This is a genomic window from Amphritea pacifica (assembly GCF_016924145.1).
GTDB lineage: Bacteria > Pseudomonadota > Gammaproteobacteria > Pseudomonadales > Balneatricaceae > Amphritea > Amphritea pacifica.
Map to the genome: position 1 here is coordinate 1 of NZ_JAFFZO010000041.1, position 25,347 is coordinate 25,347.

Sequence of the window (25,347 nt, forward strand, 5' to 3'; positions counted from 1 at the left end):
GGTCTTGAGGAACAAGTTCATCGATGCAAACAAACTCAAGGGCGGACTGGGTTGGGGGGCGTTCTCTTAGCATGAGCCTATTATAAAAAATCCTCGTCATTTGACGAGGACTTTATCAACAGCCTGACCGCCTTGATGGCGGTTTTTTTGTAGCTGTCGCCAGAGTCTGGATTCAGAGCTCGGCAGGCTTGCCGTGGATCCAGCCCTGCGCGCCGTCCACTTCCAACTGGTGTAACGCGCTCAGCTGAGTATCCCGCTCAACATGTTCAGCATAGGCTTGTATATCAAGACTGTGAGCGACCGTGACCAGGCTTTTGACAAAGAACCGGTCTTCTGCGCTGCTGTCCAGCTCCCGGATCAGAGAGCCATCGATCTTAATGTAGTCAGGATGGACGGTATACAGATAGCTGAAGCCAGCAGGGTTGATGCCGAAATTGTCCACCCCGAACCGCACGCCGGCCTGCTTTAGCTGGTCGCGAAACAGCGCCACGCGACTCAGGTTGTTGAGGACGGATGTCTCGTTGATTTCGATACACAGCTGTTCTGGTCTGGGCAATCTGCTCAGATTACTGATCAGCCAGTCACAAAATGTTGTGTCGCGAACCGATTCATTGCTCAGGTTGACGCCCAGGGCCTGCTCTGGCTGCTGTTCAAGGCGATCAATGGCGGCATTGAGCACTGATCGGTCCAGCGCGGTCAGCAGATTCAGCTGTTTTACAACGCTGATAAACTCACCGGCCATGCAGGGCAGGTTTTCCTGATTGAGAATCCGGGCGTAAATCTCGTTATGAATCACCCGCTGGCTATCAGAGATCGACTTAACGGGCTGGGCCTGAAGGAATATATCACCGTTGACAATCCGGCTGCTGACATGCTGATGCCAGCTGTTTTGTTGCTCTGTGTTAGTGGTGCTGCTACAGAATATTGTGTCGTTGTCCTGACGGGCCTTTCCGGTAGCCTGTCGGGCGTTAATCAGCAGCTCTTTGGAGCTGCCCTGTTCAGAATAGGCGGCAACGCCGATAAAGAAAGGGGCGTCCCCACTACGATTATTATTCAGTTGCTGATAGGTGTTTTTAAGGCTGTCAGCCAGTTTATTCAGCTCTCTTTCCAACTGGTCCTGATTGGTCAGGTCTGTGAGCAGGATAATCTCTGAAATGCTGATACGGCCGATGACCGGGCTTTCGGTTAACCGGGCCAGTTCATTCAGCTGTCCGGCACAGGCACGGATAAAGTTATTGGCTTTCTCTATCCCCAGTTGATTATTCAGTTCCTGCAGATCGGCCAGTTGCAGGTGGATGAGGTGGCCATGGCCGAAATCCCTGCGGTAATCTATACGCTCATTCAGCTGAGTGAAGGTCGCTCGCTGATTGGCCAGGCCCGTCAGGTCGTCCTGATAGGCAGTGCGGCGTATCTCTTCAATATTTTTCGCCTGTTCATCAAACATAGTGCGAACCCGATGTACCATCATATTCATCGCCAGAACCACCTGCTTCAGCTCCCGGGTTCCGGGAATGCGGCTCTGTTCGATATATTTTTGCTGGGACAGCGCCTGGGCCTGCTCTTCGACCCCTTTCAGTGGGTTCAGTATGTAGCGCATTAGCAGGCTGATAAATACCATGCTGAAGAGAGAGAGCACCACGAACCAGACAAATGTTTGCTCGGTTCCGCGCCACAGCTGCTCATAGGCATAGCCTGCGCGGCTCTGAACAAAAATTGAGCCTGCTTTCTGCCACTGATTGGTAATTTCCCGTGTCATCTCTGGAGGGGTTATCTCCACCAGGTGGACAAACCATTCGGGTACACTATCGCTGATATGGGCATCGGTGCTTTTGACGAAAAGAGGCTGATTGTCGGCATCCACTACCCGGATCTGCTGATAGAAACCGCTGTCGAAAATTGCATTAACGGTGGTTTCGATGGCAGCGGTATCATGGGCGGCCATATAAGGGGCCAGGTAGAGACCTAAGTGGGTGGCGGTATCCTGACCATGGGACTCAAGCTGATGGATCAGCATCTCCTTGGAACTATCCGACATCAGATATACTGTGCCTGAAGCCAATCCGATCAGTACGGCTAACACGGCGGCCATTAACTGATTAACGATAGACATTGTTGATTCCTCATCTGCTCATTGATCAGGATTAGTAATCCTGATTCTCCATTCGTGATTGTAGTTGTACCCAGGGCTTCAGCTGATCAGAGGTACCCACCAGTGTGCTGCGCCGGCCTTTTTTTGACAGCCAGAGGTTGTCACCGTTAAAGCTGTAAACGTGTTGCAGGTCGGGCCGCCGGTTGGCCGGTTTTATTTCGGGTATCAGATTATCCAGTATCAGCGGTGTTGATTTTGGTGTGGCGTAATAGGTTAACACCATGTGCGCCTGATTCAGTCTGAGTGCCTTAACATAGGCGATGCTGAGTTTTTCTATCGGGATGCCGACCTGACGCAGGGTGTAGTATTTAGCGATAGAGAAGTCTTCGCAATCGCCCCCGTTGGTTATCAGAAACTCCACCGGACTGGCCCAGTAATCTTTCTGGTGCCAGTGGATAATATCATCGACAAACTCCATCTGATTGAAAAAACGGTTTACCCGGAAGAGTTTTTCATCCTCATCGAGGTCGGCGATCTCTTTGATCAGGTTCTGCCAGCTTTGTAACCGTCGTTCGGCCATGACTCCATATTTGCTGCCCAGTTTTTTGATCTGGGCGTCTGACATCAGTACGCTGAATTCAGGGGCGGCGAAGAGTGTATAGGTTAGTGAGATCAGAATCAGGCCTGCAAGCAGTCCCAGGCTGGAAAACCGGCCTGCAGAACTGTTTCTGGGTCTGTACTGTAGATCTCTGGACACGGTTAACCGCTTAAAAAATAAAGAGTAACTTTATTGTTTCACAGGGAAGATCACAACACCTGTGTTATTTACTCAAAATGGTGTTTGTCAGGCGATTAACTACCCGGCATCAGATTGCACTGGCTGAGTAGCTGTTGCCAGGCTTTAGTATGGCGATCTCTCGCCGCTATGTAGTTCTGCCACAGAGGGGCATCCGCATCGATAATCTGACTCTGATAGCGTTGCATCGCAGGGGGGATATGGTTGAAATTGTGTAGCAGACGGCGGTTCAGTTGCAGCCACTCCCTGCCTTCGCGGTCAATTCTGGACATGTAGGGTTGTAGCTCGCCAGCATAGTATTTGCTGAAAACGTTTTTCACGATTAATGCTTTCGGAGTCGCGTTTTTGTTAAAGCAGAGCGGCCTTTTTCTGAGTCTGGCTTCTATTACACCTGCGGTGTGTTCGAGGGTGTGGGTGATCAGATAGACCGATCGCAACCAGCGGCTGCCGAAACGCAGAGTAGAGAGGGCCTGGTAGTGAGGTTCAAGCTGGTCAAGGTAATCCTGTTCAGTCCATTGTGTCTGCGCTGAATCGATAGTGCTGTTCAGGGCGGCAACCTGATTCAGTATGAGTAATGCCTGGCGGCTCTGACTGAAACCGTCGTCATCGTTCAGGGACAGGGCCGGTTCAGAGCGGGAAAAGTTTCGCTCCATCGCTTCGCTGGTAAAAATGCCGTTCCAGAGCGCTGCTTCGAAGTCGTGTTTTTTAATCTGATACAGTTGGTCAACCTGACGGATCAGTTGCGGATCTGCTGTCTGAGAGCGCTGCAATGATTGTCGGCAACTGCCCAGGCCGGAGAGCAGACGTATCTCATAGACCAACCGCCGGGAGGGGGGCATCACTTTACCCAGGGAACTGTTGCGCTCAGCGATCAGGTTGAGGAGCCGACAGTGGCGCAGATTGAGCACTTCAATCAGCCCCTGACGCAGGTCTGTTACCGGCCGTATCCGTTCCCGGCGGCGAGGGTAGGCAGGCAGCGGCAGCTGAATATCCAGGTCAAGCCTGGTGTCACTGTCCAGGCTGTTGGCCACCCGGTTGCTGTAGCGCTCCAGCATCGTTTCAACGGGACGCTGATCACAGCCCTGAAGCAGGACCGTGGCGATCAGGATTATCAGGAACCTGTGGGACGTTTGCATTTCGGTTTAATGCTCTGATAGCGCAATAGTAACAGTATAGCGCCAACAGACAGTCCAGCGATCATACCCAGCCAGAATCCCCGGGCTCCGGTTGCCGGAACGATAAGATCAGTAAGTCCCAGAAGGTATCCCAGCGGCAGACCAATCAGCCAGTAAGCGGTAAATACGATCATCAGTGGCACGGCGGTATCTTTGTGCCCCCTTAATATGCCGGCGCTGGCGACCTGAATCGCATCCGGTATCTGAAAAATCGCAGCGATCAGCAGCAGGCTGCTGGCCAGCCGGATGATATCGCTATTGTCGCTGTACATAGCTGCTATCTGCATCGACAGCAGAGCGATCAGTGTACAGCTGATAACTGAACTGCAACACACCAGGGCGTAGCCATTGCGAGCCGTGATAGCGGCGCTAAGCGGGTCTTTACGACCATTAAACTGTCCAATTCTGATTGTCAGGGCCATGGCGATGCTGAGGGGGATCATAAACACCATGCCGGTAAAGCTGAGGGTTATCTGATGCGCGGCGATGACAATCTCCCCCAGCCGGGCAATCAGCAGGGCGATAACCGTAAACATGCTGACCTCGATCAGCAGTGTAAAGCCGATCGGTATCCCGATGCGTAATATGGTCAGCAGGTAGTTTGCTCTGGGCCGGGGCAGGCTGATCAGATAGAGAGAGCGAAAATGGCGGGAGTAGCGAAGGTAACAGCCGCTTGAGAGTGCCATAATCCACATCACTATGGTGGTTGCCCAGCCGCAACCAACACCCCCCAGCTCGGGAAAACCCAGTTTGCCGTAGATTAGCAGGTAGTTGAGTGGAATGTTGCACAGCAGGGCGAACAGAGCGATCTTCATCAGTGGCTGGGTTTTACCCAGCCCTTCTGAGTAGCTGCGAGCCCCCTGATAGAGCATCATCCCCGGTATTCCCCAGGAAAGGGCATCCAGATAGCCCAGGGTTTTTATTTTCAGGCTACCGGTTACCTGCATCAGATCGAGAACCACCTCCATGTTGCGGAGTATCAGCCAGGCGAATGCTCCGGCGAAAAGTGCAATCAGCACCCCCTGATGGAATATCAGCCGGGTTCTGCGCAACTGATCACTGCCTGCATGGTTGGCGACCATGGGGGTGATCGCCATCAGCAGACCGCCCAGCGAGATAAGCACAGGCAGCCAGATGCCGGAACCCAGCGCGACGGCAGCCAGATCTTCTGCGCCGTAGCGGGCCGCCATCAGGGTGTCAATAAACCCCATGGCGGCTTGTGACAGTTCAGCGATAAGGATAGGCACCGCCAGCGCGAGAATCTGACGGCTTTCCTGTAAAGAGAGTGTGGCAAGTGGTTTCAAAGGGTGTTGGTCGCAGGTCTGAGAAGCAGAATAAAAAAAACCGGGGCGCGGGCCCCGGTTTATTATCGGTGGTTTCGCTGATTAGTCAACGCGACTGGCAACATAACGGCCGGGAGCCGCTTCAATCGCTTTGAACTCGGCGTTGCCGTAATCTTTCGGAGCATCAACTTTTTTGCCCGCCTTAGGCTTAAGCCACTTAGCCCAGTTTGGCCACCAGCTGCCCTCCTGACGCTCAGCGGTTTCCAGCCAGTGGTCCGGGCCCTGACCCAGCTCACCACCAGTCCAGTAGTTACGGCGGTTCTTGGACGCCGGGTTAATAACACCCGCAACGTGTCCGCTGGCGCCCAGTACGAACTCAATTTTGCCCTGCATCATCTCGGTACCTTTGAAAGTGCCTTTCCAGGGGGCGATGTGATCCTCAATAGTGGAAAGGAAGTAAACCGGAATCTTGATATCGCGCAGGTCAATGGATTCGCCACAAATTGTCAGACCACCCGGTTGGGCCAGTTTGTTATTGATATACATCTCGTTGATATAGAAGTTGTACATCTTAGCTGGCAGGTTGGTCGAGTCGGAGTTCCAGTAAAGGATATCGAATGGAGCCGGGTTCTGGCCTTTGAGATAGTTGTTAACAACGTAGGACCATACCAGATCGTTAGAGCGCAGCATGTTGAATGCGGTTGCCAGGTTGCGGCCGTTGAGCAGGCCTTCATCATCGACTTTCTGAGTCAGTTGCTTAACCTGCTGTTCATCGATGAAGACACTCAGATCACCCGGATCGGTAAAATCGGTCAGGGTAGTCAGGAATGTGGCTGAAGCCACGGATTCATCTTTGCGCTTGGCCATGACGGCCAGCGTGGAGGCCAGAATGGTACCGCCGATACACCATGAAACACAGTTGATTTTATCCTGCTCAGTGATCTTTTTGACCGCCTCAATCGCTTTCAGAGTGCCGTTTTCAACATAATCATCCCAGGAGATATTGCGCTGTTCTACGGTTGGGTTGACCCAGGAGATAAGGAAAACTGTCATGCCCTGATCGACGCAGTATTTAACGTAGGAGTTATGCTCCTGCAGATCCAGTATGTAAAACTTGTTGATGCAGGGTGGGACAATCAGGGTCGGACGGCTATAGACCTGTTCAGTAGAAGGCTTATATTGAATCAGCTGCAGCATCTCGTTTTCAAAAACAACGGCACCCTCTGATGTTGCAATGTTCTCACCCAGCGTGAATGCGGCTTCATCGGTCATGGTAATACGACCTTTTTCCACATCGCCCAGCAGATTTTGCAGGCCATCAATTAAGCTTTGTCCTTTGGTTTCCAATGCCTGTTGCAGCACTTCAGGGTTGGTCAGTGCAAAGTTGGTCGGTGACATGGCATCGGTATATTGCTGAGTATAGAACTCAAGCTTTTTCTGCTCACTATCGCTTAGTTTAGCGTTGGCCGCCATATCGTTAAGCAGGTTTGATGTCAGCAGATAGGATTGCTTTATGTAAGAGAAAACCGGGTTTTGGCTCCACTCTTCAGCGGCGAAACGGCGATCGCCTTTCTGTGGTTCAGCAACGGGTTTCTCCACCGACTTTCCGGTCAGGATGTTCTGCCACAGGTTGATCTGTGCTTGCTGATAATCTGTTATCGCCCGAACCCATACAGAAGGGTCTTCGAAAGAGCGGGCTGCCAGTTCGGTCCAGGACTGCGTAAACTGCTTAAACATATCTTCGCTTTTCCCCTGAGAATAGATCTCCAGAACTTTTTTGCTTTCCTGATTCAGATAGTTGATAAACTCTTGCGGGTTGGAGAGGATGTTGCTGTTATTTTCCATAAAACTGCCTTCTTTCTGAAGCCTGCCTTGAGTATGCGGTGCCAACTTCTCTGGTGGGCTATCGCGAGTTGGTAACGGGCTAAAATTATATAACTGTCTGACGGGCCGGCAGGTTATGCACTTAACTAGATTGCTCCGGCTATTTTTCAAACAGAGACCCTGAGCATAGACAACTTGATGCGGCGCAGCAAGCTTCTATTGCCCTACTTTAGTCAGATTGATTGGGTTCTTTGTGCTATGCCGCCGAAAATATATCACCGGAATGTTGCAGTTTTCTTTAATCTGTATCGATATGGCCGACGGTATCCGGTTGTGGCTGGCTTGGAAAGAGATCTCCGTAAAAGATCCTTCAATTACGATATAATCAACCCGGTGAGCAGTACAGCCAAAGTGTCCGGTACCACAAAGCAGAATCGAAGAGGGTAGAGAGCCTTAATGCGACAGTTTTTACTTATGAGCAGTGTGGGGTGTCATCTGTGCGATGAAGCCGCCAATATTCTTATCAATACTCTGGACCCGCAGCTGCATCAGCTGGATGAGGTGGATATCGCTTATGACGATGGGCTGTTGGAAAAGTACGCGCTGCTCATTCCCGTGCTGGTGGATGAGGTCAGTGGTGAAGAGTTGCGCTGGCCCTTTGATCACCAGGATGTCGGCCGTTTTATCGCCCGGCTTCAAACATCTGTCTGATTAAAGCGGAAGAGTCTCTCGCAATTGATCTCAGTCTGTTGCGCCAGTTGTTGCGGGTCGCAGTCTCTCTGCCGGGCGACCTGTTCGAGAATATGCGTCAGGTATAGCGGCAGGTTACGGCGGCTTTTAGGCCGGGGTTTCAGGTCGCGCGGCAGCAGGTAGGGGGCGTCGGTTTCCAGCATCAGGCGATCAGCAGGGATCTCTTTGACCAGGCGTAACAGCTCGCTCCCCCGGCGTTCATCACAGATCCAGCCGGTAATACCGATATAGAGATCAAGGTCGAGATAGTGATAGAGCTCTTCGCGGTTACCGGTAAAACAGTGGGCAACACCGCCATAGAGCTGATCTCTGGCGTCCCTGAGCATCTCAACCTGACGGCTGTGAGCATCCCGTTCGTGCAGAAATAGTGGCAGGCCCGATTCGGCAGCCAGCTCCAGCTGTTGCTCAAAGGCCCGGATCTGTTGTTCTGGCGGGGAAAAATTGCGGTTGAAATCCAGCCCTGTTTCACCCACCGCGCGAACTTCCGGCTGTTTGAGCAAGTCTGTCAGGGTTTCCCGGGTGGTCGATGTGAACTCTTTACTGTAATGAGGGTGAACCCCGGCAGTGCAAAACAGTTGATCGGGATATTGCCGGCAAAGACTGATCGCCTGCTCACTACTGGCGGCAGTGGTACCGGTAATCAGCATCCGTTTGACTCCAACCGCTTCAGCCTCCTGAATCACCGTTTCACGGTCGGCATCAAAGGCGCTATCGGTAAGATTAATACCGATATCTGTGAGAGAGAAGCGGGCTTTATTCATTGAGGCTGCCGTTGTTAACGGGTTGTGGTGTTATCACTGTTAATCCGGATATAGTCTCTGAGCTGTTCCGCCTGGGTCGCTCCGGTCGAATTCTGCAGCGCAACACGGAAGGCTGTTTGTCCTTCCAGTATATGTGAGGGCTGACCTGCCAGGGTCCTGTATACCGCGTGATAGGCCATTACGTTCATCACATAGCGACGGGTTTCGTTAAACGGAATGGTTTCTATCCAGATATCAACCGGCAGCGATCCCCGTTCTTTTAACCAGCGTTTCACCCGGTGGGGGCCTGCGTTATAAGCTGCGGTGGCATAGATCTGATTGTTGTCGAATTTTTCCTGCATGTCGGCCAGGTAGGCAATCCCGAGATTGATGTTGGTTTCCGGCTGATACAGGTCGCTGCTGTTGCTGTAGGGAACATTGTGGTGCTTCGCCGTTGTCTTAGCTGTTTTGGGCATCAGCTGCATCAGCCCCCGGGCCCCGACGCGGGAGCGGGCGTGAGGCTGATAAGCGCTCTCCTGACGAGCGATAGCGCGGGCCCAGTTGGTGTCGATCCGGTATTTGCCTGCCAGTCTGGAAAAAGTTTCAGAGTAGGGCATTGGGAAGCGCAGACTGATATCGTCCCAGTATTTTGCCTGAGCGACACCGATGATTGCCATATTGTGCCAGCCCCAGCGGTGCAATACGGTGGCCGCGGTACGAAGCTGATCAGCATTGTAGTCGCGGGTCATCTGATTCCACTCTCTGCGGGCCAGGTAGCGCTCATCCAGTTGATACAACTCGTGGATACGCTGCATCGCCGGCAGGTCTTGCTGTTGAATAACTGTTGTTTCAGGGACCCGGTCCTGTTGCGGGTTGAGACGAAAACCGGTTTGCAGGGTGCGGGCCGCGAGTAAACCGTAATAGCTGCGCTCTCTGCTGAGCTTTACAAAGGCATCAGAATAGCTGGGTTTGAGCCCCTCAATATGGCTGGCGGAAAGCGTTTTCCAATAGACCCAGCGCTCATCCTGCTGACTTTCGACAGGTAATTGACTAATCAACTGGTGGACCTTTTTCCAGTTGAGATCGGTCAGTGCCAGCATGATGCGGCGCTCCTGAATCTCATCGTCATGGGGATGGTTTAGCTGACTCAGCAGCTTGTCCGTTTGGTTGTCCGGGCGGTAGGTCAGGCGACGCGCAAGGTTGCGTGCCAGTGTTTGCTGGTCATCCGCACTGAAGGAGAGCTTCGGCCGAATCTTTAACCATACCTGTGTTGCGGCCTGCGGGCTTTTTCTCGATAGTCGGTCGATACCATACAGATAGGTCGCCTGGCTAGCGCGATTATCGCCTGGCAGATAGGCAGGGTCCTGTACCAGTGAAGGTGTTTTGCGAACGGCGAAGAACCGCTCGGTCGCCTGCTTCTGTTGTTTCTGTTTGATAAACCGTGTCAGGTACTGGGCCAGCCTGAAGTTATCGCTGTCAACCGCTTTCCAGAACCGCTGGTATGCCAGCTTGCCGGAGGGGGCGTGGTACTGAGTCATCCACTGTTTAAACACCGGGTCGCATGCGTTAGAGATGGAGTGACCGGTATTCCATAAGCTCTCAATCTCTTTCACGGCCAGGCGGGGCTGACCGGTTTGTAATAACGCATAACGATAGTTGCACTCATACTGCTCACTATTAACTCCGGCGCTCTGATACGCAGTGATATAGTGCTTCCAGCGTTTGTTTTCCGCCAGGTAGCTGAGCCATTTCTGCTGCAAGGGGTACACCGTGGGAACCCCTTCGTACTGTTTCGCGTAGAGGTTTATATGGTGCTGAGCGACAGTGTCAAAGTTATGAATCAGCTCCTGCTGCTCCAGATAGGGGTACAGAGGGTAGTCGGTTAAGCGGGATTTAAGCTGGTAAAACGTTTCCAGGTCGTCTCCCTCCAGCATCTTGAGGGCCTGCAGATAAAGCTGTTGTGGTTCACTGGTTGTTTGCGCAGTTGAATCGGCATAGGTAAGGCCGGGTGCGCTGGTCATGACTGAACAGAGAAAAGCGCTGCAGATAATCCGGGACAGTTTAGTGGCGCTCATAATATAAAACATATATCCATATTTCGGTGATCACTGTTACCCAATCATAGCGGCAATGGTGGCGTAAACTCGAGAGAAATATATCCCGGTTTGGTGAAAATTTTACAGTGTCAGCGGTATCTCCCTGTTCTTTAAGGATAACTATAAATATATTTTCTTTGCGTATCACGCTGCTAAGGTTTTTCTGTAGAATATGCGGCCAACGATTTTGGTGGATTTAAGCATGTCTCTGATCAGACTGGATAAGGTCTCTGTCGCGTTTGGCGATAAACAACTGCTCGATCATATCGACTTTCAACTGGATAAAGGGGAACGGGTTGCTCTGGTGGGCATTAATGGCGCGGGTAAATCAACGTTGCTGAAAGTGCTGGCCCGGCATCAGCCAACAGATGATGGTGATATCTGGCAGGATGGTGGTGCCCGTGTTGCCGAGTTATCTCAGATGCTGCCAGCCGCTGACGAGCGCCGGGTCCGCGATGTGGTTGCCTCAGGTTGCGCCGAAACCGTAGATCTGCTGAATCGCTATCAAACCCTGGCTATGAGCCACAGCGATGCCGATATGGCCGAACTGGAACGGTTGCAACATCAGATTGAACAGGTCGATGGCTGGCATCTGGAACAGAAGATTCAGCAGGTTCTGGAGCGTCTTGAGCTGGATGGTGAGCAGCAGATGTCTGCACTTTCGGGAGGCTGGCGCCGTCGGGCCGCGCTGGGGGCTGCTCTGGTGCAGTCGCCGGATATATTGCTGCTGGATGAGCCCACCAACCACCTGGATATCGAAACCATTGAGTGGCTTGAAAAACAGATTATGGAGTTTCGTGGAGGTGTGCTATTTATCTCCCACGACCGCTCGCTGGTAGAACGACTGGCGACCCGTATTGTTGAGCTTGATCGTGGTCATCTGACCTCCTTCCCTGGCAATTATTCTGCCTATCTGACGCAAAAAGAGAAACTGCTGGAAGAGGAAGAGCGTCATAACGCGCTGTTTGATAAGCGTCTGGCTGAAGAGGAGAAGTGGATTCGTCAGGGCATAAAAGCGCGAAGGACCCGTAACGAGGGGCGTGTCAGAGCGCTGAAGGATCTGCGGGTAGAGCGTTCACAGCGGCGTGAGCTACAGGGTAAAGCAAAGTTTCAGGTAGAACAGGCTGATCGTTCTGGCAAGATCGTTATCGAAGTAGAACATGTCAGCCATCGCTACAACAATGAGCCGGTAATCAGTGATCTGACGCTCTCTGTTCAGCGGGGGGATCGTATCGGTCTGATCGGGCCAAACGGTATTGGTAAGAGTACCCTGTTAAAGGTGCTGCTAGGACAGTTGGTGCCTGATCAGGGGACGGTTAAACTGGGTACCAGCCTGAATATTGCCTACTTTGATCAGTTGAGAGGTAAATTAAACCCTGAGAAAACCATTATCGATAACATTTCCGAGGGGCGGGAAAGTATTACCATCAATGGAAAATCACGCCATATCATCAGTTATCTGAGTGATTTTCTGTTCTCCCCTGAGCGGGCCCGTACCCCGGTTAAAGCACTGTCTGGCGGTGAGTGTAACCGGGTGATGCTGGCGAAACTGTTCAGTCAGCCATCAAACCTGCTGGTGCTGGATGAGCCGACCAACGATCTGGATATTGAAACTCTGGAGCTGTTGGAGGAGATTCTGCTGGAATACAAAGGCACCCTGTTGCTGGTCAGCCACGACCGGGCATTTCTGGACAATGTGGTCACTTCGACCCTGGTTTTTGAGGGCGAGGGACGGATTCAGGAGTATGTTGGCGGTTATGAGGACTGGCTGCGACAGCGCTCACAGCCTATTGCTCCCCCTGTTTCCAAATCTGAAAGCAGGTCTGAAGCTGTAGTCGAACAGACGGTTCCCAGCACACCAGTAAAGAAAAAGCTCAGCTATAAACTGCAACGGGAGCTGGATCTGCTTCCCGGGCAGATAGAGCAGCTGGAAGGAGAGATTGAGCAACTACATCAGGAGACCAGTGCGCCGGATTTTTACACAGGAGACCACCAACAGGTATCCACCAGACTGGCTGAGCTGCAGAGCAAAGAAACCCGGCTTGAAGAGCTCATGGAGCGCTGGGTCGAATTAGAGGCGATGCTATAACTGTCAGTCGTTACCGCATGGGAGTAGTAAAACACTACTCCTCAGCTTTAACCCGGATAGCCAGTACGTCGCATTTGGCGCCGTGAAGTATACCGTTCGCGGTGGAGCCTAATAGCAGTGCCAGACCGTGGCGGCCATGACTCCCGACTATGATCAGATCGCATCCCTGTTCCTCAGCAACCCGGTGAACCTCTGTCTCGGTGTGTCCTGAGACGACGTGACACTGCTTAACCTGATAATCCAGTTGTTTGCAGTAACGGGTCATTTTGCTCTGGGCATGCTCATCCAGTTGCGCCTGAATGGTAGTCAGATCCATTGGCACATCACCGCCATAAGCGAAGCTCAGGGGTTCAATCACGTGGATCAGAGACAGCTCAGCGCTGGTGGATTCAGCCAACTGTTTTACTTTACCGATCAACTGATCAGACTCTTCAGACAGGTCGGTCGCCACTAATATATGTTTATATAGGGACATGGGGTTATCTCCTTTTGCTTCCTACTTAAGAGAGTAGCATACAGTTCCTGGTTTTAATTCTGACCGGGGTCAAATGAGTTTGTTGAGGATCAAATATGAAGTGGGCCATTATCGTTTTGATTATGATGTCATTACTGGGGTCGATGATGTGGGTTATGCCGAGTCCCCGGCAGCGTTTTTTGGCAAAACTCAGACAACAGGCCTCCCGTCAGGGATTTCAGGTGCAGATAGTACGCGTTACACCACCCCGGGCAGCGGGGCAGGTAAAGCCGGAGGTACTGAGCGCCACTGCTTATCGCTTACCCCGTTATAATCTGGAAAAAAAGCACAGAGAGCACTTTACCGAATGGCAGATCTTCCGTCAGACCGCTGTGGCAAATGAAGGCTTGCCTGAAGGCTGGTGCTGGGGAACAGGGGAGCGCAGTCTTAATGATCAGCAACTGGCGTTGCTCAATCAGTTGATTGATAAGCTACCGGCGGGTGTTTCGTCGATTGAATCGACTCCGGTTCATATATCACTGTACTGGGACGAAAAGGGCGATGAAGACACTTTGCAACAGTTAAAGGATTTACTGCAGCCGTTTATTGATCAGCAATTCTGACCTGGCAGCGGAGGTTTTATGACAGTTAAACCCGGTTTATATCAGCATTATAAGGGCGCGGAATATCAGGTATTACATCTTGCCAGGCATTCTGAGACAGAGGAGTGGCTGGTGGTTTACCAGCCCTGTTATGGCGAACGGGATATATGGGTGCGGCCGTTATCGATGTTCACTGAAAATGTTACCGTTGCCGATGGTTCGGAGGTCCCCAGATTTCGTTTTCTGCGGCCAGCTTAAGCCTTAGCCCTGCTCCTCTTTGCCCTCTTTAGCGGTCAGCTCTGCAAGTGATGCCGCCAGATTTCCCGCCGCCAGGGCGCTGCTGGGGCGTGCCTGGTTAAGCAGATCTCTGATGGTATCGATATAATTCTGTTTCTGTTTTTGCGGCACATTGGCCCGTGCAATCATCGCTTTGGCATGTTTGTAGTGGGACATGGCCAGTAACTTATCATCCCGTTGAAGGTAGTAGTTACCCTGATGAATGTGGGCATCGACAAAGACAGACACATGCAGCCAGTAAAGGTCATGCTGAAACTGCTTAGCCCGTGAAACGCTGAGTTTTCCTGCCTGAGCCATCTCAATACAGAGTTTTTCTGCATGCTGGATATGGATCTGGGCTTTTTTCAGTGCCCGGTCGTTGTTAAAGCCCCCGGGGGCCGGGTTGACGCGATCAGTGCTCTCCTTTTGGGCGCTGATATCCTGCAGCAGATCAGAGTCGGGTGCCAGCATAGAGATCTCTCCGATCATACTGACCACGTAGCCGCTTAATGCATCAATAATCTCAGAGCGGCAGTTTGCCTCCCTGAGGATGGCAAGGGTTTCCAGGGCTTCTCCAGAAGCCTTATTCAGCTCTCTCAATCGCTTTGTACGATATTCCTGTTGTTGCTCTCTGGTGGAAAAAAAATTATTAACCAGTAGCGCAACAAATCCTATGCCGATCAAAGAAAAAAGAAAAATCAGGTTGTCTTGCAACATATTCTCAGGTAGTTGTAATTAAGTAACAGGCTCGTAATGGCGGCAGCATACTGCATTTAAGCTACCAGAAACATACCTTTATTAGCCAATATTGTTGATCAATTAGCGTGTTTTTTTTGGCAGAAGCTTGACCCTGCTGGTTACAGCCCTTATATATGCACGCTGTTTTGTATTGTCACCTTGTCCTTTAAGGATTGTATTTATATGGGAAAGTCCCTAGTTATTGTTGAGTCACCTGCCAAAGCGAAAACCATAAACAAGTATCTGGGTAACCAGTTTGTGGTTAAATCGAGTGTGGGCCACATTCGTGATCTGCCCACCAGTGGCTCGGGTAACGGGGCCGGTTCAGACCCTAAAGAGCGCGCTCGTCAGGCCGCGCTAACCCGCAAAATGTCTCCCGAAGAGAAGCTCCTGCACAAAGCTGAGAAAAGTAAAAAACAGCTGATTGCCCGTATGGGGGTTGATCCTGAACATGGCTGGGATGCCCGTTATGAAATTTTACCGGGTAAAGAAAAAGTTGTTGATGAATTAAGGCGACTGGCAAAAGATGCAGACACTATCTATCTCGCAACCGATTTGGACCGCGAGGGTGAGGCGATTGCCTGGCATCTGCGGGAAGCCATCGGCGGCGAAGACGGCCGTTACAAACGAGTGGTATTTAACGAGATAACGAAGAAAGCGATTCAGGAAGCATTTAAGCAGCCCGGTGAGCTGGATCTCAATCGGGTGAATGCCCAGCAGGCCCGGCGCTTCCTTGACCGGGTTGTTGGCTACATGGTCTCACCGTTACTGTGGGAGAAAGTTGCCCGGGGGCTGTCCGCGGGACGGGTTCAGTCGGTTGCGGTTCGCTTGCTGGTCGAGCGAGAAAAAGAGATTCGCAGTTTTATCCCTGAAGAGTTCTGGGAGTTGCATGCCGACGTTGAGTCTGAAAAGCAGGAAGCGCTGCGCCTGCAGGTAGATAAGTTTCAGAACCAGAGCTTTCGTCCGGTCAGCGCAGCAGAGACCGATGCACACCTGGAACAACTGAAACAGCAACAGTTCAGAGTCACAAATCGTCAGGACCGGCCTACCAGCAGCCGTCCGTCAGCCCCCTTTATCACATCGACCCTGCAGCAGGCGGCCAGCACCCGGCTGGGGTTTGGGGTGAAGAAAACCATGATGATGGCTCAGCGGCTCTATGAGGCGGGTTACATCACCTATATGCGTACCGATTCGACCAACCTCAGTGCAGAGGCGGTTGCTGCATGTCGGGATTATATCAGTGATAACTTTGGCAGTAAGTATCTGCCGGAAACGGCAAACTCTTACAGCAGCAAAGAGGGGGCTCAGGAGGCGCACGAAGCGATTCGGCCATCCGATGTCACTCTTGAGGCGACCGCACTGAACGGTATGGAGCGGGATGCTGAGCGGCTATATGAACTGATCCGGCGCCAGTTTCTGGCGTGCCAGATGACGCCTGCACTGTACACAAGTACCCGCATCACCGTGACAGCGGGTGACTTTGAATTGCGAACCAAAGGCCGGATTCTGCGCTTTGATGGTTATACCCGGGTGATGAATAGCCAGGGGAAAAATGAAGATATCATTTTGCCGGATGTACAGCAGGGGGATCTGCTGCAGTTACAGCAGCTGGATCCGAAACAGCATTTTACCAAGCCTGCCCCCCGTTACACTGAAGCCAGCCTGGTAAAAGAGCTGGAAAAGCGGGGGATTGGACGTCCCTCGACCTATGCCTCGATTATCTCGACGATTCAGGATCGTGGTTATGTTGAAGTTCAGAACCGCCGATTTTATGCCCAGAAAATGGGTGATATCGTCACCGAGAGACTGGTAGAAAACTTTACCGACCTGATGGATTTCGGTTTTACCGCACGGATGGAGGAGTCGCTGGACGATATCGCCACCGGTAATGCCGACTGGAAAATGCTGTTGAACCAGTTTTACGAAGGTTTCAGTAACCGGTTGTTACAGGCTCAGCATCCGGATTCCGGTATGCGGCTGAATGCGCCGACAGAAACCGATATTCCCTGTCCCTCCTGTGGCCGGAAGATGATGATCCGCACCGGCACCACCGGGGTTTTCCTGGGCTGCTCCGGCTATGCGTTACCGCCGAAGGAGCGTTGCAAAACCACCATGAACCTGATTCATGGCGATGAAGTGGTCAGTGTTGATGGCGACGATGAGGAAGAGTCACGGATTCTGCGCAATAAGCATCGTTGTAAGATCTGTGATACGGCGATGGATAGCTACCTGATTGATGAGCAGCGTAAATTGCATATCTGCGGCAACAACCCGGACTGTCCTGGTTTTGAAGTGGAAAAAGGCAGCTTTAAGATTAAAGGCTATGATGGGCCGGTGCTGGAATGTGATAAGTGCGGTTCAGAGATGCAGCTGAAAACGGGGCGTTTCGGTAAGTTCTTTGGTTGTACCAGTGAAACTTGCAAAAATACGCGTAAGTTATTGAAAAATGGCGAGGCGGCACCGCCGAAAATGGATCCGGTACCCATGCCAGAGCTGCAGTGCGACAATGTTGATGACACTTTCATCCTGCGTGATGGAGCCTCCGGTCTGTTTCTCGCTGCCAGCCAGTTTCCCCGCAAGCGGGAGACCCGTGCGCCTAAGGTAGCCGAACTGTTGCCCCACAAAAATGAGATCGACCCGAAATATAGCTTCTTGTTTAGTGCACCAGTCGCTGACGATGAGGGAAATCCCACCATTGTTCGTTACAGCCGGAAAACAAAAGAGCAGTATGTTATGACGGAAGTAGACGGCAAAGCGACCGGATGGAGGGCATTCTATACCGGCGGTAAGTGGCTTGAAGAGCCCGCTAAAGCGAAGAAGCAAGCAACGAAGAAGTGAACGGAGACAAAGTATGAGTGGTGTGTATTTGACCCGTACCAATCAGAAATTAAATTTTACCCGTATACATCTGGATGCACTTAAAGTTGCTCAGGAATCAACCGGTTGGAGTAAGCATGCGCTGATCGATTCGTACAACGAGTCGGTGCTGTTTCATATGGTTTCTGCCTATAGTTCGCTGTTGCGCGAAATTGCTGAACAGTACCGTTTCGATGCGAACCGGATTACCAAGCTGAGTCAGCTAACCGAGCAGATGGAGGCGCAGGGGCTGGAAGCCCCGGAAGTAGCCGAACTGCAGCAATTGCATGATGATACCGGTAGCTGGCTGCACCATCTTCTGGCTGCGTATAAGGCCTGTTGGCGCGCTGAGGAGCATAATCAGTCTGCGGGGCAGGCAGAGAGTGTTTCGGAGATACATGTGATGCAGATCAATCCGGATCATGCAGAAGATGCAGATATTCTGCGCGAATATCAGAGCTGGTTTAACCAGTTTAAAATGCTGGTAGAGCGGCTGCGTGCCGGGATGCAGGAGTGGTAACCACACCCGTTCAGGTGAAATTTTTTCTGTACAGATAAGGGGGTATCAATATTAAGGTGCGCTCTGAATCTGTATAGTGGTTGTGATAAGGCTTTGTAGCGAGCCGATTACCACTGTTTTTTTCAAACCCGGGTGCGGCCTGGAATGAGAACAATATGTCAGATATGTTTTTGGAAATTATTGAGCTGGATGACGGACAGATAGCGCTGCGACGGGCGGATTCTGATGATGAGCCAATTATGCGGATCAGCTTCTCCGACAGTGTCAGAGAGCAGCTTGAAGAGGAGTGCATCGATGTGGCAAAGGTGATGCTCACGGCAGGCATCCACATGATCTCAGATCTGAATGGTAAAGCGATCGATGCTGACAATGGAGTCAGCGAGATAGAGACCGATGATGCGGATCTTCAGCCAAGAGTGATTCATTAATCTGGTGTGATCCGTCAGATCAAAAGTAAAGTGAAAAAAAAACAGCGCCTTGCGCTGTTTTTTTATTTTATTGGCTGAGGAGGTATCTGAACCTGTTGCCTCAGCTGAGGCGACGATCACGGATCACAATGCCATGGCTCTTGCCGTTTGCAGCAGCGCATTCCAGACCTGCCAGTTCATCATTGCTCAGTACGCCAGGCCAACTGATCACCGCATGGCAGGTTCCGGCTTTAAGCGCCTGACAGGCTAGCTGATAGGTTGAGTGACTCTGGTCCGGCTGCAATAACATTACCTTTTTGAGGTCGATGCCAGCGGCTTCAAGTAAACTCTTTGGCAGGGTTGCCGGTGGAGCGATCCAGGCGAACCAGCGGTCATCTTTGCTCAATTGTGCAAGTAGCGGCAGTAGCATGGTCATTTCCCCAAAATCACTGCCTTGCAGGACTATTTCGGTAATTTTACCGGCCAGGCCTGTTTGATGCGGTTGTGCTGTTGCCGGACGGATAAGCCCTGGCAGAACGGGTTCTGAGCTGTTGAAACTGCTAACTGCGTGCAACATGATTAATGTCCTCTTCTGATAACCCCGACACCGAGGCCTTCAATTGAGAGTTCCTGCGTTTGCAGGTCGACCACAATAGGCTCGAACTCTTCATTTTCTGCGATCAGGTAAACCAGGTTACCCTCGCGTTTAAAGCGTTTAACGGTGACATCGTTGTCGATTCTGGCAACTACGATTTCGCCATTTTTGGCACTCTGGCACTGATGAACTGCGAGCAGGTCACCATCCATAATGCCGATGTTTTTCATACTGGTGCCACGAACCCTGAGCAGGTAGTCAGCCTGAGGGTGGAAAAAGTCCGACGCAATGGTGATCCGGTCTTCGACATTTTCCTGCGCCAGAATTGGCTCGCCGGCAGCAACCTGACCTACAACAGGCAGCCCAGGCTCGTCATCGAAGCCGGGAATCCGTATACCCCGGGAGGTGCCGGGGATCATCTCAATCGCACCCTTGCGGGCAAGCGCTTTGAGGTGCTCCTCTGCGGCGTTAGCCGACTTAAACCCCAGCTCTTTGGCTATATCTGCACGGGTTGGCGGATATCCGGTGGTGCTGATGCATCTCTTTATGCATTCAAGTACATCTGTTTGGCGTTGTGTCAGTTTCATGATGAACTCTGTTTTTTTATCCAGTAGCTGTAACTATATACAGTATTTTGGCTTTGTAAACATTTTTCTGTCTATTTATCCAGTATTATTGCTAGAATGTGCGTGGTTACAGTGTATTAGGGCGGTCAGGTGCTTTCAGAAGAGATAAAAAAAGAGATACAGGGAGCGTACCGACGGTTTCTCGAGAGTCGTCAGCTTAAACCGCGAATGGGTCAGAAGCAGATGATTGCTGAAGTGGCGAAGGTGCTTGGAGCGATTCTTCAGGATGAGAAATCCCATCGCCTTGGTGAGCAGCATGTCAGCGTCATCGAAGCGGGCACCGGCACCGGCAAAACCATCGGTTACCTGCTGGCAGTACTGCCAATTGCCAAAGCCAGAGGCAAAAAGGTGGTCCTTTCGACGGCGACGGTGGCTTTACAGGAACAGCTGCTGAATAAGGATCTCCCTGAAGTCGCAGAACATGCCGGATTATCGTTCAGTTTCGGGCTTGCCAAGGGGCGGGGACGCTATTTCTGTATCAGTAAAGCAGAACAGCATCTTGATGCTCATGGCGCGACTGGTCAGCAGGCGTTGTACGAAGATGAGTTGTCGCTGAGACTCGACACCGATACGGTCGAATTTTATAAAAGTCTGCTCAACGAGTTTGCCGCAGGACGCTGGGATGGCGACCGGGATAACCTGAGCCAGGATATCAGTGATCAGGACTGGAGTCCGCTGACCAGCGATCATTTGCAGTGTACCAATCGGCGCTGCAGTAATTTCTCCGCCTGTAGCTTTTTTAAAGCGCGCAAGGATCTCGATCAGGTGGAATGTGTGATTGCTAATCATGATATCGTGCTGGCAGATCTGGCGCTGGGGGGCGGGGCGATTCTGCCTGATCCCGCCGACACAATCTATATCTTTGATGAGGGGCACCATCTGTCGGATAAGGCCAGTGGCCATTTCTCCTTTAACCTGCGATTGAAATCAACCGAACGCTGGCTTGCCAGTACCATTAAACAGCTGGATAAAATGCTGGAGCAAGCCGGTACTCCGCAGCTGTTGAGTGATTATGTCCAGCAGCAGAGAAAACCGGCAGAGGACCTTCAGGTCGTACTGAATAACTGGGCTGAGCTGATCAGACCCATTCTGCTGGATGATTCCTTCAAGCGGCCGAAAGAGCGGTTTCGCTATACTGGCGGAGTGGTGCCTGATGAGGTCAGGCAGTTTGGTCTGCAGGTTGAACATCTGGCTGCCCGGATGACAACAAAGATGGAGATGATTCTGGATCTGCTCAAGGAGTCGCTTGATGGCGAGGGGGGCATAGATCGTCAGCCAGCAGAGGTCTGGTACCCCCGGGTGGGGATGATGGTTGCCAGGCTGCAGACGATCACCGGTCTTGGGCGGTCGATGGGGCATCCGGATGCCGGCGACAGTACGCCGACAGCGCGCTGGCTGAGCCTGGTGGAAACGGCTCAGGGATATGATTTCGAGTGCAGCACCGCACCGGTGTCTGCTGCCGAGATGCTGCGGATGAATCTCTGGCAGCACTGTTACGCGGCGGTAGTGACCTCTGCGACACTGACCGCTTTGGGGCGGTTTGACCGACTGCTTGCCGATCTCGGTTTACCTGCAGAAACCGCCTGCTTCACTTTGCCCAGCCCGTTCGACCATTATCATGCTGCCGAGCTTTATGTTCCGCCGATGAAAGTCGAAGCCAATGATGTTGAACTGCATACTCAGGCGGTCACTGATTATCTTAATGCTGAACTGAAAACCGATTCCGGTACGCTGGTGTTGTTCAGCTCCTGGCGGCAAATGAGATCAGTGCTTGCCAGTCTCGACGAAAAGCTCAACAATAGGGTCCTGTCGCAGGGTGATTTCAGTAAAAATGAGATACTGAAGCGCCATAAGACTGAAATTGACGAGGGGCGCGGAAGTATTATTTTCGGCCTCGCCTCTTTTACTGAAGGGGTAGACCTTCCCGGTGATTACCTCACCGAAGTGATTATTACCAAAATCCCTTTCAGTGTGCCGGATGATCCGGTAGACGCTACCATGGCTGAGTGGATTGAGCAGCATGGCGGTAATCCATTTATGGAATGGTCGGTGCCGATGGCATCGGTACGATTAACTCAGGCCGCAGGACGGCTGCTGCGCACCGAGCAGGACCGGGGACGAATCGTACTACTGGACCGACGGGTGGTAACCCGGCGTTACGGCCGGCAGCTGCTGGATTCGCTGCCACCATTCCGAAGAAATATTAGCTAACCGTTCGCCCACGCGGATAAGGTATAACTTTGTTAAAGAAACTATTTAAACGTTCACACGATAACGCATCACAGAAAAGTCAGTCATCGGTTGCCAGTCCTGCTGTAAAGCAAACGGCAGCGGCAACACCGGTAAAAAGCAGCAACGCCGCTGAGCGATCAGGTCGCAGTGCTGATTCAGCTGAGCGTCCCAAAGCGACAACGTCCGACAGCGTAAAGCCGAAAGCGACTAAACCGAAAGCGCGAAAACCTGCTCCGGTTAAGCCCTGGCGGCGCGAAGATTTTGCAGTGGAACCGGTGGAAGGGAAAAAACGCTTCCATGATTTTGATCTGCCCGACGATGTGATGCACGCTATTGCCGATCTGAATTTTAAATACTGCTCTGACATTCAGGCGGCCACACTGGTGGAATCGCTGGAAGGGCGGGACATGATTGGTAAAGCGCAGACCGGTACAGGCAAAACCGCTGCCTTTCTGATCAGTATTATCACCGATCTGCTTGACTACCCGTTGGAATATAAACCGGCGAAGGGGGTTCCCCGGGCGCTGATTATCGCGCCAACCCGGGAGCTGGCGCTGCAGATCGCATCGGATGCCGAAGAGCTGGGGAAATATGCCAATATCGGCGTGGTCGCCCTGGTGGGTGGCATGGATTATGACCGGCAGCGTAAACAGCTGGCTGCCCGCCCGGTCGATATTCTGGTGGCAACTCCGGGTCGTCTGATCGATTTTGTGCGTTCCTCTGACGTTGATCTGGGGGATGTCGAGGTGCTGGTGCTGGATGAGGCCGACCGGATGCTGAGTATGGGGTTTATTCCCGATGTTCGCACGATTATTCGTCATACCCCGCGCAAGGGAGATCGTCAGACGCTGCTGTACAGTGCGACTTTTACCGATGACGTGATGAATCTCGCGCGTCAATGGACTGTCGATGCCAAGGTGATCGAGATCGCCCCGGAGCAGAAAAGTACGGATTCCGTTGAGCAACTGGTGTATCTGGTGTCCCGCAAGGACAAATACAAACTGCTGCGCAACTTTATGCAGCTTAATCAGCTTGAACGGGTGATCGTGTTTGGCAACCGTCGAGATGAAACCCGCCGTCTGGCTGAACGGCTGCAGAAAGATGGTCTTAAGGCCTCGTTGATGTCGGGAGAGATTACCCAGCAGAAGCGGGTGAAAACCCTGGAAGATTTTCGCAATGGTAAAATCAATATCCTTGTGGCCACCGATGTGGCCGGGCGAGGTATCCATGTGGATGGCGTCAGTCATGTAATTAACTACGCGCTGCCTGAGGATGCCGACGATTATGTGCACCGTATCGGCCGGACGGGACGGGCCGGTTCGACCGGTACCTCGATCAGTTTTGCCACCGAAGATGATTCCTTCCTGTTACCTGAAATTGAAGAGGTTGCCGGGGTGAAAATGAAGTGTGTATACCCAGATCCAAACCTGCTTGAGCCGGTATAGCAACCATACGGGACGCGATGATGACGAGGTCTGGGTTGGATCAGCTACAACTCGGGAACCGCTTTGCGGAGTTACCGGCCTCTTTTTATACCCGGGTTCAGCCTCAGCCGCTGAAAAATCCCCGGCTGGTTGCGCTCAGTCCCGATGCCGCAGCTCTCATCGGGCTTGATCCCTGCCAGGTTTCTGAGCAGCAGTTAGTCGAGTATTTTGGCGGCCAGCGGCTGCCTGACGGTAGTGATCCGCTGGCTACGGTGTACGCGGGACATCAGTTTGGTGGTTATACGGCCCAGCTGGGTGACGGCCGGGCTCTGTTGCTGGGGGACCTGCCGGGCAGTGATGGTCAGCGCTGGGAGCTGCAACTGAAGGGCAGTGGCAAGACCCCTTACTCGCGACATGGCGATGGTCGTGCAGCCTTGCGCTCTGTTATCCGGGAATATCTTGGCAGCGAAGCACTGGCTGCGCTGGGGGTGCCAACCACCCGGGCGTTGTGCATTGTTGGCAGTGACACGCAGATCTGCCGGGACTCGATCGAGTCTGCCGCCTCGATGGTGCGGCTGAGTCCCAGCCATATCCGTTTCGGACATTTTGAATATTTCTATTACAGTCGCCAGCCGGACCTGTTAAAACAGCTGGCCGACTTTGTCATCCGCCATCATTATCCTCACTGTGCCGAAGCTGTGAATCCCTACCTGGCGATGTATACCGAAGTGCTCGAGCGGACCGCAAAACTGATTGCCCAATGGCAGGCGCTGGGTTTTTGTCATGGGGTCATGAATACCGACAATATGTCGATTCTCGGCCTTACCCTGGACTATGGCCCCTTTGCTTTTCTGGATGGTTATCAGCCGGACTTCACCAGTAACCGCACCGATGAACATGGTCGCTATGCCTATCATCAGCAGCCCTCAGTGGCGTTGTGGAACTGTGTTTGTCTGGCCCAGAGTCTCACTGGACTGGTGAAACAGGCCGACCTCGAATCTTCCCTCAGTCGCTTTGAGTCTGTCTATGTGGTCGCTTATACCGAACAGATGAAACAGCGTCTGGGGATGGCGGGCAAGGAGCGCCAGGATGGGGCATTGATTGAAGGCTTGCTACAGTTGCTGCAGCAGGTAAACGCTGATTATCATTGCGCTTTCCTGACGCTGGAACAAGCCGTCGCAGGCGAGGTCGAACCCTTTATCGCACTGCTGGGCGATAGTCCACAGGCTGGAGACTGGCTTAACCAGTATCTCAGCCGGATCAATAGCGATGCGATGATACAGATGAAGCAACATAACCCCAGGGTTGTGTTGCGCAGCTATCTGACTCAGCAGGTGATTGAACAGGCCGGGGAGGGGGATTTCAGTGGGCTGGTCAAATTGCATGATGCTGTGCGCACACCGTTTAAAGAGCGCTCGGATATATATGCTCAGCCGCCCCCTGAGGGAGATAAAAATCGCTCGCTCAGTTGTTCATCCTGATTGGCAAGTATCGTGTCAATATCAGATGTAATATAACCGCGTTATCAGTTACAAAGAGGAACCCATGGATAAACATAAGACTGGCCGCATCAGTCAGGTTCTGGCAATTGTTGTCAGCCTGTTTTTTATTTTTATTGCGATAAACGGTTATCAGCGAACCGGTGATATCGCCGTGGCACTCCTGTTCGGCTTGCTGGCAGTGCTTGGGTATTTTATTGTTAAGCTGCTATTTTCAGGAGTTAATAAACTACTGGACTCGCTGGATGAGAAGCACAATAAGGGTTCTGAATAGTG

Annotated in this window: 22 protein-coding genes; 11 read left to right on the forward strand and 11 right to left on the reverse strand. The window is 52.1% G+C overall.

Translation table 11 applies throughout. The features are described from left to right. Window positions 1-172: 172 nt before the first annotated feature. From JW499_RS18980 to JW499_RS19000, 5 genes are all read right to left on the reverse strand, one after another. A complete protein-coding gene (locus JW499_RS18980; protein WP_205212067.1) occupies window positions 173-2,110 on the reverse strand; it encodes a bifunctional diguanylate cyclase/phosphodiesterase in 1,938 nt (645 codons plus the stop codon). A gap of 31 nt (window positions 2,111-2,141) precedes the next feature. After that, window positions 2,142-2,714 (reverse strand): transglutaminase-like cysteine peptidase, encoded by a 573-nt coding sequence (locus JW499_RS18985; protein ID WP_205212103.1) that lies wholly within the window; start codon window positions 2,712-2,714, stop codon window positions 2,142-2,144. Window positions 2,715-2,941: 227 nt separating this feature from the next. Further along, window positions 2,942-4,021 (reverse strand): DUF3080 family protein, encoded by a 1,080-nt coding sequence (locus tag JW499_RS18990; RefSeq protein ID WP_205212068.1) that lies wholly within the window; start codon window positions 4,019-4,021, stop codon window positions 2,942-2,944. Further along, the gene (locus tag JW499_RS18995; RefSeq protein ID WP_232846520.1) at window positions 3,997-5,364 is read right to left on the reverse strand and encodes an MATE family efflux transporter; all 1,368 of its coding nucleotides are present in this window, start codon (window positions 5,362-5,364) and stop codon (window positions 3,997-3,999) included. The genes JW499_RS18990 and JW499_RS18995 overlap by 25 nt, the downstream gene beginning before the upstream one ends. A gap of 81 nt (window positions 5,365-5,445) precedes the next feature. Then, window positions 5,446-7,188 (reverse strand): class I poly(R)-hydroxyalkanoic acid synthase, encoded by a 1,743-nt coding sequence (locus JW499_RS19000; RefSeq protein WP_205212069.1) that lies wholly within the window; start codon window positions 7,186-7,188, stop codon window positions 5,446-5,448. 435 nt (window positions 7,189-7,623) lie between these two features. On the opposite strand from JW499_RS19000, the gene JW499_RS19005 reads away from it, so the two are divergent. Further along, window positions 7,624-7,878, forward strand: a complete 255-nt coding sequence (locus JW499_RS19005) for a glutaredoxin family protein (RefSeq protein ID WP_205212070.1) — start codon at window positions 7,624-7,626, stop codon at window positions 7,876-7,878. On the opposite strand, the gene JW499_RS19010 is transcribed toward JW499_RS19005, so the two are convergent. Both JW499_RS19010 and JW499_RS19015 read right to left on the reverse strand, forming a co-directional pair. Further along, window positions 7,863-8,678, reverse strand: coding sequence for a TatD family hydrolase (locus tag JW499_RS19010; protein ID WP_205212071.1), 816 nt, complete (start codon window positions 8,676-8,678; stop codon window positions 7,863-7,865). The two genes, JW499_RS19005 and JW499_RS19010, sit on opposite strands and share 16 nt — an antisense overlap. A 14-nt stretch (window positions 8,679-8,692) precedes the next feature. Next, window positions 8,693-10,744, reverse strand: coding sequence for a transglycosylase SLT domain-containing protein (locus tag JW499_RS19015; protein WP_205212072.1), 2,052 nt, complete (start codon window positions 10,742-10,744; stop codon window positions 8,693-8,695). 211 nt (window positions 10,745-10,955) lie between these two features. Between JW499_RS19015 and JW499_RS19020 the strand changes: the two genes are divergently transcribed. Then, window positions 10,956-12,842, forward strand: a complete 1,887-nt coding sequence (locus tag JW499_RS19020) for an ATP-binding cassette domain-containing protein (protein WP_205212073.1) — start codon at window positions 10,956-10,958, stop codon at window positions 12,840-12,842. Between the two features lie 34 nt (window positions 12,843-12,876). Here the strand turns inward: JW499_RS19020 and JW499_RS19025 are convergent, their stop codons facing one another. Further along, window positions 12,877-13,317 (reverse strand): universal stress protein, encoded by a 441-nt coding sequence (locus JW499_RS19025; RefSeq protein WP_205212074.1) that lies wholly within the window; start codon window positions 13,315-13,317, stop codon window positions 12,877-12,879. Between the two features lie 95 nt (window positions 13,318-13,412). On the opposite strand from JW499_RS19025, the gene JW499_RS19030 reads away from it, so the two are divergent. Continuing rightward, complete coding sequence (locus tag JW499_RS19030; protein ID WP_205212075.1) at window positions 13,413-13,919, forward strand: hypothetical protein; 507 nt, start codon at window positions 13,413-13,415, stop codon at window positions 13,917-13,919. An 18-nt stretch (window positions 13,920-13,937) separates the two neighbouring features. Beyond that, the gene (locus tag JW499_RS19035; protein WP_205212076.1) at window positions 13,938-14,156 is read left to right on the forward strand and encodes a DUF1653 domain-containing protein; all 219 of its coding nucleotides are present in this window, start codon (window positions 13,938-13,940) and stop codon (window positions 14,154-14,156) included. Window positions 14,157-14,159: 3 nt separating this feature from the next. Here JW499_RS19035 and JW499_RS19040 read toward each other — a convergent pair whose 3' ends face one another. Continuing rightward, window positions 14,160-14,891, reverse strand: coding sequence for a DNA topoisomerase I (locus tag JW499_RS19040; RefSeq protein WP_205212077.1), 732 nt, complete (start codon window positions 14,889-14,891; stop codon window positions 14,160-14,162). Window positions 14,892-15,095: 204 nt separating this feature from the next. Here JW499_RS19040 and topA point away from each other — a divergent pair, with 204 nt between their 5' ends. From topA to JW499_RS19055, 3 genes are all read left to right on the forward strand, one after another. Continuing rightward, on the forward strand, window positions 15,096-17,750 hold the full coding sequence (gene topA, locus JW499_RS19045; protein WP_205212078.1) for a type I DNA topoisomerase: 2,655 nt from the start codon (window positions 15,096-15,098) through the stop codon (window positions 17,748-17,750). Between the two features lie 13 nt (window positions 17,751-17,763). After that, window positions 17,764-18,288 carry a DUF6586 family protein gene (locus tag JW499_RS19050; protein ID WP_205212079.1) on the forward strand — a complete coding sequence of 175 codons (525 nt, stop codon included), beginning with the start codon at window positions 17,764-17,766 and terminating at the stop codon, window positions 18,286-18,288. A gap of 155 nt (window positions 18,289-18,443) precedes the next feature. Further along, window positions 18,444-18,716 carry a hypothetical protein gene (locus JW499_RS19055; RefSeq protein ID WP_205212080.1) on the forward strand — a complete coding sequence of 91 codons (273 nt, stop codon included), beginning with the start codon at window positions 18,444-18,446 and terminating at the stop codon, window positions 18,714-18,716. A 100-nt stretch (window positions 18,717-18,816) separates the two neighbouring features. Here the strand turns inward: JW499_RS19055 and JW499_RS19060 are convergent, their stop codons facing one another. Both JW499_RS19060 and lexA read right to left on the reverse strand, forming a co-directional pair. Continuing rightward, window positions 18,817-19,272 carry a cell division inhibitor SulA gene (locus JW499_RS19060; protein ID WP_091355552.1) on the reverse strand — a complete coding sequence of 152 codons (456 nt, stop codon included), beginning with the start codon at window positions 19,270-19,272 and terminating at the stop codon, window positions 18,817-18,819. 2 nt (window positions 19,273-19,274) lie between these two features. Then, on the reverse strand, window positions 19,275-19,877 hold the full coding sequence (gene lexA, locus JW499_RS19065) for a transcriptional repressor LexA (protein ID WP_232846521.1): 603 nt from the start codon (window positions 19,875-19,877) through the stop codon (window positions 19,275-19,277). A gap of 129 nt (window positions 19,878-20,006) precedes the next feature. Here lexA and dinG point away from each other — a divergent pair, with 129 nt between their 5' ends. From dinG to JW499_RS19085, 4 genes are all read left to right on the forward strand, one after another. Further along, a complete protein-coding gene (gene dinG, locus JW499_RS19070) occupies window positions 20,007-22,127 on the forward strand; it encodes an ATP-dependent DNA helicase DinG (RefSeq protein WP_205212081.1) in 2,121 nt (706 codons plus the stop codon). A gap of 287 nt (window positions 22,128-22,414) precedes the next feature. Next, window positions 22,415-23,593 carry an ATP-dependent RNA helicase RhlB gene (gene rhlB / locus JW499_RS19075; RefSeq protein ID WP_408627305.1) on the forward strand — a complete coding sequence of 393 codons (1,179 nt, stop codon included), beginning with the start codon at window positions 22,415-22,417 and terminating at the stop codon, window positions 23,591-23,593. Window positions 23,594-23,610: 17 nt separating this feature from the next. Next, window positions 23,611-25,053, forward strand: a complete 1,443-nt coding sequence (locus tag JW499_RS19080; protein ID WP_205212082.1) for a protein adenylyltransferase SelO family protein — start codon at window positions 23,611-23,613, stop codon at window positions 25,051-25,053. A 64-nt stretch (window positions 25,054-25,117) separates the two neighbouring features. Then, window positions 25,118-25,345, forward strand: a complete 228-nt coding sequence (locus tag JW499_RS19085) for a hypothetical protein (protein WP_205212083.1) — start codon at window positions 25,118-25,120, stop codon at window positions 25,343-25,345. Window positions 25,346-25,347 lie beyond the last annotated feature (2 nt).